Genomic DNA, 15,902 nt, shown 5'->3' with positions numbered 1-15,902 from the left:
CCCGGACGTGTCAGACGGCGGCGACGTCGAACTGCTTGTTCTTCATGTCCGCGCCGTTCATCATCTTGCCCATGGCCCGCCCGATGACCGGCGCGCGCATCAGGCGGAGCATCGCGGAGCGCAGGATCTGCTCCTTGCGGTCGTGGGGAGTGAAGATCCTGCGCATGATCAGCGCCGTGTCCTGCTCGGTCTGGATGAACGGCCGCATCCGGGCCTCCCACGCACCCAGGGCGGCGGGCAGGTCGCCGGGATGGCGCCGCAGCATGGTGCCCAGGAGCTCGCCTCCGGCGATACCGCTGGAGGCGCCCATGCCCGCGTACAAGGTCACGCACCAGGCGGCGTCGCCGACCAGCACGACCCGGCCCTGATGCCAGCTCGGCATCCTGACCTGGTTCACCGAGTCGAACAGGAACTCCGGAGCCTGCTCGAACGCCGTGAGCAGCCTCTCCAGGAGCGGCCCCGTGGGCTGGGGGCCGAAGGCGGCGCGGATGGATTCGATCGGCGGGCGGGCGAACTGGGCGTCGATGTCGTCGGCGCGATAGGAGAACAGCAGGCCCGGAGCGTGGTCGGCGAAGGGGAAGATCCACGCTGAGCGTCCAGGCTCGGCCAGGGTCAGGCCCTGGTCCTGGTCGATGCCCTCGACCGGCCGGTCCAGGACGGTGGCGGCGATCATGTAGTTCAGCGGGTGCAGATGGTCCTCGGGGCCGAAGGCGAGCCCGCGTACGGTCGAGCGCATCCCGTCGGCGCCCACCACCAGGTCGAAGCGCTCGGTGACGGTGGCGCCTGAGGCGGTGTCGTGGAGGGTGACCTCCGCCGCGGAGTCGTCCTGGGTGATGCGGGTGGGCACGGTGGAGTAGCGGATCTCCACGTCGGCCGGCAGCGCGGCGAACAGCGCCCGCTCGATGTCGCCGCGCAGCACCACCCGCGGTTTGCCGGGCAGGCCGGCCAGGCTCATGCCGGCGGTGAGACGTCCGGCCCGGTTCGCCTCGTAGGGGGCGAGCCGCGGGGTGCGGTCGCCGATCGCGTCCAGCACGCCCAGCCGCCGCGCGGAGGCCAGGCCGGTGCCGAACAGCATGATGAAGTACCCGCCCGAGCGGCGTGCCGGGGCCCGCTCCACCAGCACCGGCTCCCAGCCCACCTGCCGGAGCCGGAGCGCGGTGGCGATGCCCGCGATCCCGAGCCCCACCACCAGTGCCCGGCCACGCCCGGCTTCGTCCTTCATGGCGGCTCCTTCCCGTCGTGTTGCCGCCACCCTACCCAACAGACTGACCATTTTGGTTCTATCGGTCAGCAAGCAGCGAACCCGGCCCCCAGCGTGACGTCGGCCTTGATCTAGGTTCGTCACCGTGCGGATCATCTCCCTCAACGCCTGGGGCGGCGCGATGTTCGACGAACTCGCCCCCTGGCTCGACACCTGCGACGCCGGCATCCTGTGCCTGCAGGAGGTCACGCGCACCCCGTCCGTCCACGGCTGGACACGGTTCGACGACGCGGAGCGATCGCTGCCGCAGCGGGCGAACCTCCTCGCCGACGTACGCTCGCGGCTCCCCCACCATCAGGGCCTGTTCGTCGCGAGCGACTCCGGGCCCGTCCAAGCGCGAGACCACGGCCACCGCTCGCACCAGCAGGACTTCGGGGTCGCCACCTTCGTCGCCGAGACGCTGCCCATCGTCGGCATGCGGTCGGCGTTCGTGCACGGCGGTTACGCCGAGCACCGCGACGAGTGGCCGAGCGACGGCCGGCCCCGTGCCGCTCTGGCCGTACGCGTCCTCGACCCCGAGGCGCGGCGGTTCGTCACCGTCGTCAACCTCCACGGCCTGCGGGACGCGCGCGGGAAGGCCGACACCCCGGCTCGCCGCGCACAGGCCGAACGGCTCGCCGAACTCATCGCCGGCCTGCGCGAGAACGGCGACCTGACCGTGGTGTGCGGCGACTTCAACCTGCTGCCCGGCAGCGAGACGTTCGAGGTCCTCGCCGGGCTCGGACTGACCGACCTGGTACGGGAGGCCGACACCAGGACCGCCCGCTACCCCAAGCCCGTACGGCATGCGAGCTACCTGCTCGTCTCCGAGCCCGCGGCCGTGAAACGGTTCGAGATCATGACCGCACCCGAGGTGTCCGACCATCGCGCCCTGGTCCTCGAACTTCGGCACTGTGCACGGCGCCGGTGATGGTGGTGGCGTGGGTCCGGCTCGTACGGAAGGTACGGCTCGCGCGGGCCGCGTACGTCGGGGCGGTCGTCGCGGTCGTGGGCCTCGGGATCGTCGTCGAGGTGTGGCGGGAGGTACGGCTGGACGGGCTGGGCCTGGTGCTGGGGTTGCTGGCCGGGGCGTGCTCCGCCGGATATTTCCTGATGAACGATAGCTTCGGGGACGAGATGGACCCGCTCGGGCTCATCGCCTGGGGGATGGCGGGGGCGGTCGTGGTGCTGATCCCGTTCGCGCGGCCCTGGGACGTCCCGTGGGAGGCGTTCGCGGGGCCCGTCAGGCCCGCCGCGGGTGGTCAGGGGTTGCCGGTGCTGGTGGCGTACCTGTGGATGGTGCTGGTCGCGACCGTGGTGGCGTACATCCTGGGGGTGAACGCCGTGCGGCGGCTGTCGGCCGCGGTGGGCGCCACCGTGGCGTCGCTGGAGGTCATCGCCGGGGCCGTGGTGGCGTCGCGCTCAGCATGCCGCCACGACGGGGAAGAAGGGGCCGCCGGTCCCGCGACGACGAGGCCGCTCCCTCGTGACGTCGGGCGGTCCTGCGATCAGCGGCCGGTGGTGCCGTCGAGTTGCTCCCGCAGGATGTCCGCGTGCCCGGCGTGCCGGGCGGTCTCGCTCGTCATGTGGGCGATGACCCACCGGAGCGTGTGCCGGTTGCCGTCGACCGGGACGGCGAAGCGTGCCTCCGGGTCGCCGGCGGCGCGGATGGCGCGGTCGCTCTCCTCGATCGCCGCCCGGTAGTCACGCAGCACGTCGGCGGCGGCGCGGCCGGCCGGGACGGTCATGCCGTGCTCCCCGTCCGCGTCCCAGGCGGCCCCGGCGAGGTGGTGGCCGAACCAGTAGCGCTCCGCCTCGGCCAGGTGCTGCACGAGGCCCAGGATGGAGGTGCCGCTGCCGACCAGGGCGCGGCGCAGGTGCTCGTCCGGCAGCCCGCCGGCCTTCTTCAGCACGCAGTGCCGGGCGAACGACAGGAACGCCAGGGCCGTGTCGAGCTCACCCGAGTCGACGCGTGGCACGGGCTCACGCTGGGTCTCCGCCATGCCGTCACGCTAGCGCGGCGGCTCCGGTTTCCTCGACCGCGTTCAAGGCGTCCAGCCTGGCCTGTACGTGCCGCTCTCTCGCGGTGCGGTGCTGGGCCCGGTAGATGGCGAGTGCCTGGCTCCATACCCGGGCGGCCTCGGCCCGCTGGCCCAGGGCGTGGTGGGTGTCGCCGAGATGCGTGAGGGTTTCGGCCTCCTGGCCGGCGTTGCCGTTCTCGCGCCGCAGGGTCAGGGCGTGGTGGTAGTAGGTGCGGGCACGGGCGAGATGGCCGAGGTGGTGGGCGATGTAGCCGAGGCTGTCGAGAGTCGCCGCCTCGCCGACCAGGTCGCCGTGCCGCCGCTGCAGGACCAGCGCCCGCTCGCAGTGCCGCTGGGCCTGGGCGAAGTCGGCGAGCAACGCGTGGTTCCAGCCCAGGGAGTTGAGCGCGTTGGCCTCTCCCACGGAGTCGCCGAGATCTCTGTGCAGGAGCAGCGCGCGTTCGAAATGGAACAGGGCCCGCTCGTGCTCCTCCCGATCCTCCCAGGCGATCGCGAGCGAGTGGTGGACATGCGCCTGGCCGGCGAGGTCTCCCGATCGCTCGTACAGAGCCAGGGCGTCGGCGAAACGGGACAGGGACTCCGCGTGCCGCCCCGCCCGGGCGCAGGCGCGGCCGAGCATCTGACGCGCCAAGGCGTGCACGGAGGGGTCTTTCAGGTGTTCGACGGCTCTGGACGCCGTCGACCATGCGGAGACGCCGTTCTGGAGGAGGTTCTGGCGTAGGTGGAAGGTGTCGAGGGTCCAGGCGAACTGCCAGGCGGCGACGTGCAGATCGTGCTCGACGGCCAGCCGCTGCGCGTCGAGCAGGCAGGAGTGCTCGGCTCTGAACCAGGCCTGGGCCGCCGCCGCGTCCGGCAGGGCGGGCGGGTGACGGCCGGGAGCCGGCGCGTCCAGCTCGAAGACGCCCCGGCGGTGGGGGGAGAGCAGACGGTCGGCCTCGTACGACGTGTGCAGGTAGAAGTCCACCAGACGGCGCACGGCGGCGGCACGGTCGTCCGCGCTGAGGTCGAGGTTCGCGCGTTCGATGGCGTAGAGGCGGACGAGGTCGTGCATCCGGTACCGGCCGGGGACGTGCTGGTGCAGCAGCTGGGCGGTTTCCAGGGCGCGCAGCAGCGTACGGGTGTGCGCGACCGGGCGGCCGATGAGGCCGGCGGCGGCGGGCAGGCTGATGTCGTGGCCGGGCGCCAGGCCCAGATGGGCGAAGACGCCGGCGGTCGGGGAGGCGAGCACGTTGCGGGAGGCGCCGAAGACCTCCCGCAGGTCGGTGGTGAGCTCGTCGGTTCGCAGGGCGTCCAGCCGGGTGGTCTCCGCCTGGAGCTCCTCGGCCAGGGCGACGAGCGGCAGGCCGGCGTCGATGATGGCCCGCGCGGCGACGATGCCCAGGGCCAGCGGCAGCCCCGCGCACGCCCTGATGATGTCGCGCACCGCCTCCCGTTCGGCCGCCACCCGGTCCTCGCCCAGGCGGCGGGTCAGCAACTCGCCGGCCTGGGTCTCGGAGAGCGGCGCCAGCGGCAGCAGATGGGCGCCCTCGGCGGCGATCAGACCGGTGAACGCGGTCCGGCTGGTCACCAGGGTGAGGCTTCCCGGCGACGGAGGCAGCAGCGGGCGCACCTGATCCGGGTCGCGGGCGTTGTCCAGGAGGACGAGCACCCGCCGGCCGGTGAGCAGGGTCCGGTAGAGGCCGATCTGCTCGTCGAACGTGGACGGCATCCGGTGGTGGGGCGGCAGGAGCAGGCCGAGCAGGATCCGCACCGCCTCGGTCGCCGGCATGGGTGGCGCGGCGGGGCTGAATCCCCGCAGGTCCACGTGGAGCTGGCCGTCGGGGAAGCGGTCGCGCACCCGGTGGGCCCAGCGTACGGCGAACGAGGTCTTCCCGACCCCGCCCGTGCCGCTGATCACGCAGGTCGTGGCGGCACGTGGCGGCTCGTCGTCCCGGAGCGGGAGCAGCGCGTCCAGGGTGGCCAGCTCGGCCTCCCTGCCGCTGAAGTGGTTGACGTCCGACGGGAGCTGGCAGATCGGTGTCCACGGGGCGGGGTCGCTCACCGGCTTGGTGCCGGCCAGGATGGCGGCCTGAAGGTGCCGGAGGTCCTCGCCGGGCTCGATGCCCAGCTCGTCGACGAGCACCGAGCGGGCGTGCCGGAAGTCCTCGAGCGCCCGGTCCCGTTGTCCCGTACGTGAGTGCGCGAGCATGAGCAACTGCCAGGCGCGTTCGCGCAGCGGCTGCTCGGCGACGAAGAGGCGCAGGTCCTCGATCACCTCCGCGGGCAGGCCGAGAGCGAGCTTGGCCTCGGCCCGGTCCAGTCGCGCCGTGGCCGCCAGCTCTTCCAGCTCGGTCACCCGGGCGAGCATGCCCCCGGCGAGCCTGGTGCCTTCGGCGGGCCTTCCCCGCCACATGGACAGGGCCGTTTCGAGCTGCCGGACGGCGGCGCGGACGTCGCCCACCCTGGCCTCGCTCCGTGCCAGCCGGATCGCCTGCTCGAAGCGCAGGAGGTCGACCTCCTCGACGCGCGCCTCGAAAAGGTACCCCGTCTCCTTGGTGAGCAGCCTGGTGCCGGGCGGCAGCACCCTGCGCAGCCGAGCGATGTAGGTCTGGAGATTGGAGACCGCCGACAGCGGGGGCTTCTCCCACAGTGCCTCCACCAGCCGTTCCCTGGACACCAGCGTGTTGACGTTGAGGAGAAGGCCGGCGAGCACCGCGCGCTGCATGCCGCTCAGGTGAACCTGCGGGCCGTGCGGTCCGCACACCCGCACCGGGCCCAGGACGTTGTATATCGCATCGACCACAGCCCTGCTCCTCGCCTGTGCTCTGTGGCGCGTTCGTGGCGTCTGCGCCGATTGTTACCCACGAGACTCCGGCGGTCGAGAGGGGCGGGCGGCCGTGGCGGCGCTCCCTAGGCCTGGGCCGTAGGACGGACGACGATGTCGCCCACGTCGACGCCGTCCGGCTGCTCGATGGCGAAGGCGATGGCGCGGGCGACCGCCTCCGGTGAGAGCCCGATCCTGTCCATCTGGTCGACGATCCGGGCCTTCACCCCCGGCTCCATGCGCTCGGCCAGGTCCGTGCGGACGAAGCCGGGTGAGACGACGGTGACGCGCAGGCTGTCGCCGGCCTCCTGGCGCAGGCCCTCGGAGATGGTGCTGACGGCGCTCTTCGTGCCGGCGTACACCGACTGGAGCGGGACGACGCGCTGGCCGGCGGTGGAGACGATGTTGACGAAGTGCCCGAAGCCCTGCTCGCGGAAGACGGGCAGGGCGGCGGCGATGCCGTACAGGACGCCTTTGAGGTTGACGTCGATCATCTCCTCCCAGTCCTCGACGCGCAGGTCGTCCAGGGGTGAGATCAGGCCGACCCCGGCGTTGCCGACGAGGACGTCGAGCTTGCCGTAGCGGTCGCGAGCCAGGTCGACGAGGCCGGACAGGTCCTCGCGCCGTCTCACGTCCGTACGGGCCCAGGCGGCCTCGCCGCCGGCCGCCACGATGCGGGCGGCCAGGGCCTCGAGGCGCTCGGAACGGCGTGCCCCGAGCACGACCCTGCCTCCGCGCTCGGCGAGCAGGAGCGCGGTCGCCTCGCCGATGCCGCTGCCGGCGCCCGTGATCGCCACGACCTTGCCTTCGATTCCCGACATGGTCGACAGTCCTTCCGTAGGTGAGTAAGGGCAGGCCGGTGCATGCCCTAAAGTGAAAGTGGAGGCGCCGCCACTTCGTCTCACAGTAAGTGGCGACGCCTCCACTTAGCAAACGGGGAGAGGAGTGGGCCGCCGATGAGCCGGGACGCGGGACGTCCGCTGAGGGCCGACGCGCAGCGCAACCGGGACAAGATCCTGGCGGCCGCGGTGCGCGTGTTCACCGAGGAGGGGCTGGACGCGCACTTCGAGAGCATCGCCAAGGAGGCCGGCGTCGGAACCGGCACCCTCTACCGCAACTTCCCCACCCGCGAGCTCCTCATCGAGGCGGCCTACCGCAACGAGGTGGCCCGGCTGTGCGACGCCGTTCCCGACCTGCTGGCGACGCTGCCGCCCGATGAGGCCCTGCGGGCGTGGACGCGCCGCTTCATCGACTACGCCACCGCCAAACTCGGCATGGCCGAAGCCCTGCGGGCCCTCGTCGCCTCCGGGACCAACCCGCACGCCGAGAGCCACGCGATGATCCAGGCCGCCCTCGCCTCCCTCATGGAGGCCGCCGCGGGGACGATCCGCTCCGACATCCGCCCGGCCGACATGTTCGCCGCCCTCGCCGGCATCGCCCTCACCTCGGCCCGGCCCGAGCAGCGGGAGCAGGCCGAACGCCTCCTCGACCTCACCCTCGACGGCCTGAGGGCGACGCCGTCGCCGCGCCCGGGAAGCTGACGCCACGGCACGAGCCGCCCGGCGATCCGCCGGGCGGGTGATAAGTGCCGCTGATAGGCCGAGCAGAAAGTGTGCACTTTTGGGCGTTCGACGGCCCGCCTAACCTGGCGGAAACCTCATTGACAGTCGCGTCGCCACGGGCGATTGCCGTCAGAATTCCGCCGGAAAGGAAGTGCAGGCTGCATGTCCGACAACGCCGACTGGTCGGTTGCGATCGCCGGAGAGTGCATGGTGACCAGGCCGTTCTCCATGCATGCGGAGAAGGAATTCCAGGAGGTACGCGACCTGTTCAAAGGCTCGGACGTCGCGTACGCGCATCTGGAGATGAACTTCGCCGAATTCTCGAAAGTCCATCCGGGCCGCGGAGACTGGTTCGGCAGTTACATGTTGGCCGACCCCCGAATCGCACGGGATCTGCGCTGGCTCGGCGTGGACGTGATGTCCACGGCGAACAACCACAGCCTCGACTTCGGTGAGCGCGGCCTGCTCGCCACGCTGGAGACCTGCCGGGCCGCCGGGCTGGCCTGCGCCGGCACCGGCCAGGACCTCGACGACGCACGTGCCCCCGTGTACGTCGAGACCCCCCAAGGACGGATGGCGCTGATCGCCACCAGCTCCGGCAACCGCCCCCACGAATGGGCCGGACGGCCCAAGGAGACCATGGCCGGCCGACCGGGCATCAACCCGCTGCGGGTCACGATGACCTACACGGTGCCGGCGGAGGCGGCGCGGCACCTGAGGTCGGCGGCGGACCGGCTGAACATCCTGCGGACCAGCGAGGACTGCGGGCCGGGCAAGACCGGCCGGGTCCTGACCGAGGAGGAGTTCCAGTACAACCTGCCGGGCGGGCAGTCGGCGGCGGGTGAGATGGTCTTCCGCGAGGGCGAGACGTACGAGATCGTCTCGGAGTGCCACCGGGGCGATCTGGAGGACAACCTGCGGTCGATCCGTTCGGCCGCCGCCATGGCCGACCTGGTCATGGTCGCCCATCATTTCAACATCGCCGACGGCCCGCGCGGCGACCGGCCGCCCCGGTTCGTCCGCGAGTTCGCCCACCGCGCCATCGAGGCGGGAGCCGACGTCTTCGTCGGCCACGGCTGGCACCGGACCCTCGGCATCGAGATCTACCGCGGCAAGCCCATCTTCTACGGCCTGGGCAACTTCTTCGCCCAGTCGGAGTTCCTCGAGCACGTCCCGTTCGACAGCTACGAGACCTGGGGGCACGACGTCGACGCGCTGCCCACCCTCACCCCCGACCTCCACCCGCTGCACCCGGGGCTCGACGGCCCCTCCGAGACGTGGTGGAGCTCGGCCGTCATCAAGGTCGGCTTCACCGGCGGCAGACTCACCGGCGTCACGCTCCACCCGGTCGAGCTCGGCCGGGAGGTGTCCAAGGAGGCGAAGATCACTCGCCAGACCGGCAAGTCGGCGCGACATCCGCTGACCGAGGGCCGGCCCCTCGCCGCGGACCAGGTCAACGGCGCCCGCGTCCTGGAGCGATACCGGCACCTTTCGGCTGAGTACGATACGGCGATCGAGATCGATGGAGGGGTCGGCAGACTGCGGCTTGACGGCTGACCATCGCTCGATCACGGATCTGGAGGTTTTGCGGATGAGGCGCACGTCGCCCGGAAGAGGTCCGCGGGGCAATCGGGCGCTCATCGTCCTCGTCATCCTGCTCCTCACCTTTCTGGTGTTCCTGCCGACCGCGCTGGTGCTGATCGGCGCGATCTCGGAGAATCCCCGCGACCCGCTGGCCACCTTCACGCTGGAGGCGCTGGCGAACTCGTACGGCTCGCCCCAGATCTGGCGGGTCCTGGCCGAGACCATGGGGATGTCGCTGGCCTGCGGGGTCCTGGCCACGGCTCTGGGCGCCGCGCTGGCCTGGATCCTGGCGCGCACGGACGTGCCGATGCGGCGGTTGTTCGAGCTCGTCGTGATCGCGCCGCTGTTCCTGTCGCCGTTCATCGGCGCTCTGGCGTTCCTGGAGCTGGGGGCGCCGCGTACCGGGCTGCTGAACCAGCTCGCGCGTGACCTCGGCCTGCCGGCCTGGGCCTCGATCAACGTCATGACGTTCGAGTGGCTGATCGTCATCCTGGCGCTCCACTACGTGCCGTACGGCTACCTGCTGGTGTCGGGCAGCTTGCAGAACATGGACGCGAGCCTGGAGGAGGCCTCGCACATGAACGGGCGCGGCACCCTGCAGACGGCGCTGCGCATCTCCTTGCCGGCCGTCCGGCACGCGATGCTGTCGTCGGTCATGTTCGTCACCGTGAGCGCGACCGGGATGTTCTCGGTGCCCGCGCTGCTGGGCGCGAAGATGAGCTTCCGGCCCCTGGCCGTGACGGTCTACCGGGCCACCAACGGCTATCCGAGCGACTACGCCCTCGCGGCCGCCCTGGGCACGATGCTGGTGCTGCTCAGCGTGGTCGGCCTGTGGCTGTACCAGCGCGGCCTGCGGCAGTCGTCGAAGTTCGTCACCGTCACCGGCAAGTCCCAGAACAGGAAGAGGATCCACCTGGGCGGGAGCAGGTACGCGGTGATCCTCCTGCTCGTCGTCTACGCCCTCGTGACCACGATCCTGCCGTACGCCGCTCTGAGCCTGCGCGCCTTCAGCACGTCGAGCAGTCTGGACGAGATCCGGTTCACCACCGAGGTCTTCATGGGGGTCCTGTCGACGCCCGAATTGAAGGGCGCGCTGGTCAACACGGTGGTGGTCTCCGTGGCGACGGCCCTCGCGGCCGTCGCGGTGGGGACGCTGACGTCGTACGTGACGGAGCGGGTGCGGCACCGGGGTTCGGGGCTGCTGAACTCCGTCGCGATGGCGCCCCTGGCCGTCCCGGGGATCGTCTTCGCCACCGGCGTGTTCGCCCTGTACCTGGGCACGCCGCTCTACGGCACGCTGGCGGTCATGGTGGTCGCGTACGTGGCGTCGTACCTGCCGCACGCCACCCGCGTCACGGGCAACGGCTTCGCCCAGATCGACAAGTCCCTGGAGGAGGCCTCGCGGATGTGCGGGGCGAGCCGGGCCCGGATGGTGTCCACCGTGCTGCTGCCGCTGATGCGGCCGTCGATAGCGGCCGCCGTCATCATGGTCTTCCTGTTCACGGTCCGCGAGATCAACACCGCGATCCTGCTCTACACCCCCGACACCATGCTGCTGTCCATCCTGTCCTTCAACTACGCCCAGCAGGCCTCGCTGCCGGCGGCCGCCGTGGTCGGCCTGATCGAGACCGTCCTCATGATCGCGTGGATCGTCATCATGCGGGCCGTGCTCCGCCCCGGCAACCTGCACAACCGCGTCTGATGGGCGCGGACGACACCGCAAGAAAGACATGAACGAGGTGAACGGATCAGTGGACGACGGCCTGGTGGTCAAGGGGCTCTTCGCCGGCTACGGCCGCGCGCGGGCGGTCTCCGACGTCAATCTGGAGATCGGCCGCTCCGAGTTCGTCACCCTCCTGGGCCCCAGCGGCTGCGGGAAGACAACGACGCTGCGCTGCGTCGCCGGGCTGCACGTCCCGCAGTCCGGGGAGATCACCCTGGGCGGTGCGCGGCTCTACTCCCCCGCCGTCAACATCCCGCCGCACAAGCGGGACATCAACATGGTCTTCCAGTCCTATGCCGTGTGGCCGCACATGACGACGCTCGAGAACGTCATGTACGGCCTCAAGGCGAAGAAGATGCCCAGGGCCCAGGCCCGCACCAAGGCCCAGCAGATGCTGGACCTGGTCGGCCTCGGAGAGTTCGCCGGCAGGCACGCGACCGACCTCAGCGGCGGGCAGCAGCAACGCGTCGCCCTGGCCCGCGCGCTGGCCACGGAACCGAGCCTGGTGCTCATGGACGAGCCGCTGAGCAACCTGGACGCCCAGCTCCGGGCCAGGATGCGCGACGAGATTCGGCAGATCCAGCGCAGGACCGGGATCACCGTGCTCTACGTGACGCACGACCAGTCCGAGGCGCTGTCCATGTCCGACCGCGTGGTGGTCATGAACCAGGGCGTCATCCAGCAGGTCGGCGACCCGTGGGCGCTCTACCACCGGCCGGAGAACGCGTTCGTCGCGACGTTCGTCGGCGAGGCCAACGTCGTGCCCGGCACGGTGGCCGACGTCGGCGCCCACGCCTTCACGGTGGAGGTCACCGGTCTCGGGCCGGGGACGGTGCTCGACATCGCCCGCGCCACGGCGGCCGACTGCCCCGCGAAGGGTGACGCGATCTCCGTCGTCTTCCGCCCCGAGTGGGTACGCGTGCCGGAGGAGACGGGCACCGCCTCGTCCGGCGGGAACACGTTCAGGGCCCGGCTCGTCTCGAGCGAGTTCCTCGGCGATCACTTCGAGCGCACGTACGAGGCCGGCCGGCACCGGCTACGCGTGCAGGCGGTCACCGGGCCGACGTCCCGGCCGCCGGAGATCGGCGCCGAGCAGACCCTGCTCGTCACCCCGGAGAACCTGACCTGGTTCCACCGGGAGGACGCCGGCGACCCGGCCCCTTCCGCGCATGAGGACGCCGCCGGCGAGCCGACCACGGTGCTCGGAAGCTGAGACCCGCTGGTCAGGCGGTCACCGGCACCGAGGGCGGCGCGGCGGTCAGTGACGCGCCGAGCTTGACCGGCAGCATGCCGAGGAACGCATGGGTCGCGGGGGCGACCTCCCGGTCAGGTGGGGTCAGGATGACGGCACGCCTGAGCAGGGGAAGGCCCGGCGCCTCGACGGCTCGGAGCTGTCCGCCGCGCAGGTCCTCCCCCACGCAGAACTCCGGCAGGATCGCCAGGGCCAGCCCTCGGGTGACGTAGGTGCGCATCGCCTCCAGGCCACGGGACTCCAGGACGATCCGCAGCGACGCGCCGACCTTCTCCGCCCAGCGTTCCACGAGCTGGCGGCTGCGCATCCCCTCGGCGAAGGTCGCGAAGTCCGCCTGCCCGAGGTGGCCGATCCGGTCGCCCTCCGCCAGCAGGTGGATCGGGTCGTCCGGGCGGGCGTACAGATACATCCGCTCCTCGATCATCCCGAGACTCGGGAACTCGCTGGGCGCCGGATAGCGGCAGATGCCCAGGTCGGCCTGGCCCTCGGACAGGGTTCGCGTGCACGCCTGCCGCGACGGCTCGTGCTTGATGATCACGCGGATGGACGGCGCCGCCTCCTTCATGGCCATCACGGCTTCGACCAGCAGATGCTTGATGTGGTCGGAGTCGCTGACCACCGTGAGCGTGGAGTTCTCGGGGAGGTCCTTCATCTGCTCGAGCCGGTGGTGGAACTGATCGGCGCGCCCGAGCATGTCCTCCGCGAAGCTCATCAGCTCCCGGCCGGCCGCCGTCACCTCCGACCGCGCGCCCTGCCGGCGCTCGAACAGGGTGCAGCCCAGCAGGTGTTCCAGGTGGCGGATGCGCTGCGAGACGGCCGGCTGGGTGAGCATCAGCTCGGCGGCGGCGGCCCGGAACGAGCCGGCGCGGGCCAGTGTCTGGAAGGTGTAGAGCTGGTCGAACGTCAGGCCCGCGATGAGCCTCTGGCGGCTGGTGTGCCGCCAATCGCTGCTTGGGGGCGTCATCGTCGCATCCTATTCGTCGAGGTGGGGAGGTCGCGTGGGCTCCGGCACGCCGAAGACGGCCGCCGGTCCACGCGTTGCCGGTGGACCGGCGGCCGTCCGGCCGCCCGTGGGATCCGTCATTTGCCGAGGGTGGCGTTCACCTTGCTCACGAAGTCGGCGAAGCCCTTTCCCTGGAGCTCGGGCGCGGCGGCCATGCCGTACCAGATGACGGGGTCGGCGTACCACGGTTGCCTGGCGATCGCGCGTTCGTCGGCCCATCCGGTGCGGGTGCCGAGGCCCGAGCCGAGGGTGGCCATGAGGTCGTGGCCCTCGTCGGAGGTGGCCCATTCCAGGAAGAGACGGGCTGCGTACGGGTGCGGGGTGCGGGTCGGGAGCCCGATCATCCAGAGGGCGGCGTTCGTCGGGTCCGGGTACTTGTACTCGATGGGGGCTCCCTTGGCGATGTAGTCGTTGTACAGCGTGTCGGTGCCGAAGGTCAGGGCGTACTCGCCCTTCACGAGCTGCTCGGCGATGGGGATCTGGCTTTCGAAGAGCGCCGGGTCGTTGGCCGCGACGCCTTCCAGCCACTTCCAGCCGTACCTGTCCGCCTGGTGGAGGATGACGTTGGCGTAGTTTCCGCCGGTGGTCGCGCCGCCGGTGTCGCCGAGGGCGATCTGGCCCTTGAACGAGGGGTCCGTCAGCGCGGCCACCGGATCCTTGCGCAGCAGCTCCTGCTGGGCGGGCGTGGTCACCTTGGTGTTCCACGCCACCGCGCCGATGCTCTGGTGCAGAGGGTAGACGACCCCCGCCAGGCCGGTGCCGGGCAGGACCTTCTCGAAGTCGTAGCCGTCGTAGTTGGCGCTCTTGTAGCCGGTGATCCAGCCCTTGGTCTTGGCGTCCTGCCAGAGCTGGTAGACGTTCTGGATGACGATGTCGGCGTTGTCGACACCACCGCCCACCTCCTGCGCCCATTTCTGGAAGAGGGTGGTGCTGCCGTCCCGGTAGAGCTTGACGGGGATCCCGTACTTCTGCTCGAAATGCTTGGCCCAGGCGGTGGTGGACTTCTCCGTGGTGGCCGCGTACAGGCTGAGCTCGCCCTCCTCCTTGGCCTTCTGCACCAGGGCGTCAAGGCCGCCCGCGGCGGCGGCGCTGTTGGGCAGGTTCGCGACGTCCGCCCCATCGCCGGCGCTCCCGCATCCCGCGAGCAGCAGGGAGCTCACGGCCACGGATCCGACGAGTACCGTTCTGAGCCTCATGGTTATCGGCTTCCACATTCGGATGCATTCCTCACTGAGCACGAGATGGCCTCCGCGTAACTTGCCAGAAACACTAGAACCGGACGTCAGACCCCAAAAGCGTTGACTTACTACTCGACCGATAAGGCTGGGCTTATCGGTCCGTCCGCGTAGACGATCGCCAAAATTGTTCTTCACATTGTCAACAATCTCTCGTACCGTCGAGCCTACGCCGGATGCCGTTGAGGAGTTCCATGGATGTGCCCAGCGATCGTCGTCACGCGTGGCCGCCCGTTGCGGGGCCGGCTTGACGACCACCCCGCGACCGAAGGTGCCGTGGCGCGACCTGGTGCCGACCGTCCTGATCCCGAACGTCCTGCACGGCTGCGGGCAGGGCGCGGTGATTCCCGTCCTCCCGCTGGCCGCCATGTCGCTGACGGGGTCCACCGCCATGGGGGCCGTGGTCGCCGCCATGACGACCGTCGGTCAACTGGCGATGGCGCTGCCCGCCGGGTGGCTGGTAGCCAGGTTCGGGGAGCGGCCGGTCATGCTCGCGTCGACGGCGGCCACGATGCTCGGCGGGCTCGGGGCCTACCTCGCCCCGTCCCTGGTGGTCCTGACCGCCGCCGCGCTGCTGATCGGGGGCGGGGTCGCCGTCTTCGCCATGGCCCGCCACGCGTGGGTCACCGTGGCCGTCCCGGTCGAGGTCCGTGGCCGGTCGCTCTCCGTCCTCGCCGGGTCCACGCGGCTGGGCATGTTCGCCGGGCCGTTCCTCGCGGCCGCCGCCCTGCATCTCACCGGCGACGTACGCGGCGGCTTCCTGACCGTCGTGGGGGCGTCCGGCATCCTGGCCGTCGTCGTGGCGCTGACCCCCTTTCCGGCCGGAGCGCGGGACGACGCCGGAGCCGGAGCGGATCCGCGGGTGTTCCGCACGATGTGGGAGCGCCGCGACGTCCTGCTGACGCTCGGCCTGACCATCTCCGTCATCAGCACGCTGCGCGGCACCCGGCGGATACTCGTGCCCCTCGTGGGCGCCGCCGCCGGCTTCGACGACGTGACGATCGCGCTCATCGTGGGGGTCGCGTCGGGGATCGACTTCTCGCTGTTCTACCTGGGCGGGGTGGTGACCGACCGCTGGGGGCGGCTGGCGGTCGCGGTGCCGGCTCTCATCGCGTTCGGGCTGTCGCACCTCGGTCTCGCGCTCGCGGCACACCTGCCCGGCGGGCCCTGGTGGCACCTGTCCAGCACGCTGGTGATGGCGGTGGCCAACGGGTGGAGCAGCGGTGTCGTCGCCACCATGGGGTCGGATCTGGCCGACCCGCGCTCGCCCGCGCCGTTCCTCAGCTCGTGGCGGCTGACGACCGATCTCGGGCCCTCCGTCGCCCCGCTCGCGGTGGCGGCGCTGACCGGGGCGTTCTCGCTGCCGGTGGCCTGCGTCGCGCTCGCCGTCCTCGCCGGGGCCGGCGCCGCCGTCCTGCCGGCCCAGGTCCGCCGGCATCTGCCCCGGTGACCGCGCCT

12 protein-coding genes and 1 pseudogene are annotated in these 15,902 nt (G+C 71.1%); 7 read left to right on the top strand and 6 right to left on the bottom strand.

What is annotated here, in order from left to right:
- Window positions 1-10 precede the first annotated feature (10 nt).
- Complete coding sequence (locus AB0I15_RS49110) at window positions 11-1,222, bottom strand: FAD-dependent monooxygenase (RefSeq protein ID WP_358113075.1); 1,212 nt, start codon at window positions 1,220-1,222, stop codon at window positions 11-13.
- A gap of 124 nt (window positions 1,223-1,346) precedes the next feature.
- Here AB0I15_RS49110 and AB0I15_RS49105 point away from each other — a divergent pair, with 124 nt between their 5' ends.
- Complete coding sequence (locus AB0I15_RS49105; protein ID WP_358113073.1) at window positions 1,347-2,171, top strand: endonuclease/exonuclease/phosphatase family protein; 825 nt, start codon at window positions 1,347-1,349, stop codon at window positions 2,169-2,171.
- A pseudogene (locus tag AB0I15_RS49100) lies at window positions 2,171-2,596 on the top strand (EamA family transporter); the annotation flags it as partial. The gene AB0I15_RS49105 and the pseudogene AB0I15_RS49100, both read left to right, overlap by 1 nt.
- A 152-nt stretch (window positions 2,597-2,748) precedes the next feature.
- Here the strand turns inward: AB0I15_RS49100 and AB0I15_RS49095 are convergent.
- From AB0I15_RS49095 to AB0I15_RS49085, 3 genes are all read right to left on the bottom strand, one after another.
- The gene (locus AB0I15_RS49095) at window positions 2,749-3,243 is read right to left on the bottom strand and encodes a DinB family protein (RefSeq protein WP_358113071.1); all 495 of its coding nucleotides are present in this window, start codon (window positions 3,241-3,243) and stop codon (window positions 2,749-2,751) included.
- Window positions 3,244-3,247: 4 nt separating this feature from the next.
- On the bottom strand, window positions 3,248-6,064 hold the full coding sequence (locus tag AB0I15_RS49090; RefSeq protein ID WP_358113069.1) for a BTAD domain-containing putative transcriptional regulator: 2,817 nt from the start codon (window positions 6,062-6,064) through the stop codon (window positions 3,248-3,250).
- Between the two features lie 107 nt (window positions 6,065-6,171).
- Window positions 6,172-6,906, bottom strand: a complete 735-nt coding sequence (locus AB0I15_RS49085) for an SDR family oxidoreductase (protein ID WP_358113067.1) — start codon at window positions 6,904-6,906, stop codon at window positions 6,172-6,174.
- Window positions 6,907-7,041: 135 nt separating this feature from the next.
- Between AB0I15_RS49085 and AB0I15_RS49080 the strand changes: the two genes are divergently transcribed.
- The 4 genes from AB0I15_RS49080 to AB0I15_RS49065 all read left to right on the top strand — a co-directional run bounded on the left by AB0I15_RS49080 (window position 7,042) and on the right by AB0I15_RS49065 (window position 12,167).
- Window positions 7,042-7,626 (top strand): helix-turn-helix domain-containing protein, encoded by a 585-nt coding sequence (locus tag AB0I15_RS49080; protein ID WP_358113065.1) that lies wholly within the window; start codon window positions 7,042-7,044, stop codon window positions 7,624-7,626.
- 183 nt (window positions 7,627-7,809) lie between these two features.
- Entirely contained in the window at window positions 7,810-9,204 is a 1,395-nt protein-coding gene (locus AB0I15_RS49075) for a CapA family protein (RefSeq protein ID WP_358113063.1), read from the top strand.
- A 34-nt stretch (window positions 9,205-9,238) separates the two neighbouring features.
- Complete coding sequence (locus AB0I15_RS49070) at window positions 9,239-10,933, top strand: iron ABC transporter permease (RefSeq protein WP_358113061.1); 1,695 nt, start codon at window positions 9,239-9,241, stop codon at window positions 10,931-10,933.
- Window positions 10,934-10,961: 28 nt separating this feature from the next.
- Entirely contained in the window at window positions 10,962-12,167 is a 1,206-nt protein-coding gene (locus tag AB0I15_RS49065) for an ABC transporter ATP-binding protein (protein WP_358113059.1), read from the top strand.
- A 10-nt stretch (window positions 12,168-12,177) separates the two neighbouring features.
- Here AB0I15_RS49065 and AB0I15_RS49060 read toward each other — a convergent pair whose 3' ends face one another.
- Both AB0I15_RS49060 and AB0I15_RS49055 read right to left on the bottom strand, forming a co-directional pair.
- A complete protein-coding gene (locus AB0I15_RS49060; protein WP_358113057.1) occupies window positions 12,178-13,170 on the bottom strand; it encodes a LysR family transcriptional regulator in 993 nt (330 codons plus the stop codon).
- A gap of 116 nt (window positions 13,171-13,286) precedes the next feature.
- Window positions 13,287-14,405 carry an extracellular solute-binding protein gene (locus AB0I15_RS49055; protein ID WP_358113055.1) on the bottom strand — a complete coding sequence of 373 codons (1,119 nt, stop codon included), beginning with the start codon at window positions 14,403-14,405 and terminating at the stop codon, window positions 13,287-13,289.
- Window positions 14,406-14,691: 286 nt separating this feature from the next.
- Between AB0I15_RS49055 and AB0I15_RS49050 the strand changes: the two genes are divergently transcribed.
- On the top strand, window positions 14,692-15,894 hold the full coding sequence (locus AB0I15_RS49050) for an MFS transporter (protein WP_358113053.1): 1,203 nt from the start codon (window positions 14,692-14,694) through the stop codon (window positions 15,892-15,894).
- Window positions 15,895-15,902: the final 8 nt, after the last annotated feature.

Origin of the sequence: Nonomuraea sp. NPDC050643, assembly GCF_040654715.1 — a bacterium.
In the GTDB taxonomy this organism is placed as follows: domain Bacteria; phylum Actinomycetota; class Actinomycetes; order Streptosporangiales; family Streptosporangiaceae; genus Nonomuraea.
Note: the sequence above shows the minus strand (reverse complement) of the source record. Positions and strands in the feature narration are given on the sequence as shown.

Bases quoted from the DNA above. Each gene is read 5' to 3' on its own strand.
- AB0I15_RS49110 (WP_358113075.1), bottom strand. From the start codon at position 1,222: ATGAAGGACGAAGCCGGGCGTGGCCGGGCACTGGTGGTGGGGCTCGGG.
- AB0I15_RS49095 (WP_358113071.1), bottom strand. From the start codon at position 3,243: ATGGCGGAGACCCAGCGTGAGCCCGTGCCACGCGTCGACTCGGGTGAG.
- AB0I15_RS49085 (WP_358113067.1), bottom strand. From the start codon at position 6,906: ATGTCGGGAATCGAAGGCAAGGTCGTGGCGATCACGGGCGCCGGCAGC.
- AB0I15_RS49080 (WP_358113065.1), top strand. From the start codon at position 7,042: ATGAGCCGGGACGCGGGACGTCCGCTGAGGGCCGACGCGCAGCGCAAC.
- AB0I15_RS49075 (WP_358113063.1), top strand. From the start codon at position 7,810: ATGTCCGACAACGCCGACTGGTCGGTTGCGATCGCCGGAGAGTGCATG.
- AB0I15_RS49070 (WP_358113061.1), top strand. From the start codon at position 9,239: ATGAGGCGCACGTCGCCCGGAAGAGGTCCGCGGGGCAATCGGGCGCTC.
- AB0I15_RS49065 (WP_358113059.1), top strand. From the start codon at position 10,962: ATGAACGAGGTGAACGGATCAGTGGACGACGGCCTGGTGGTCAAGGGG.
- AB0I15_RS49060 (WP_358113057.1), bottom strand. From the start codon at position 13,170: ATGACGCCCCCAAGCAGCGATTGGCGGCACACCAGCCGCCAGAGGCTC.
- AB0I15_RS49055 (WP_358113055.1), bottom strand. From the start codon at position 14,405: ATGAGGCTCAGAACGGTACTCGTCGGATCCGTGGCCGTGAGCTCCCTG.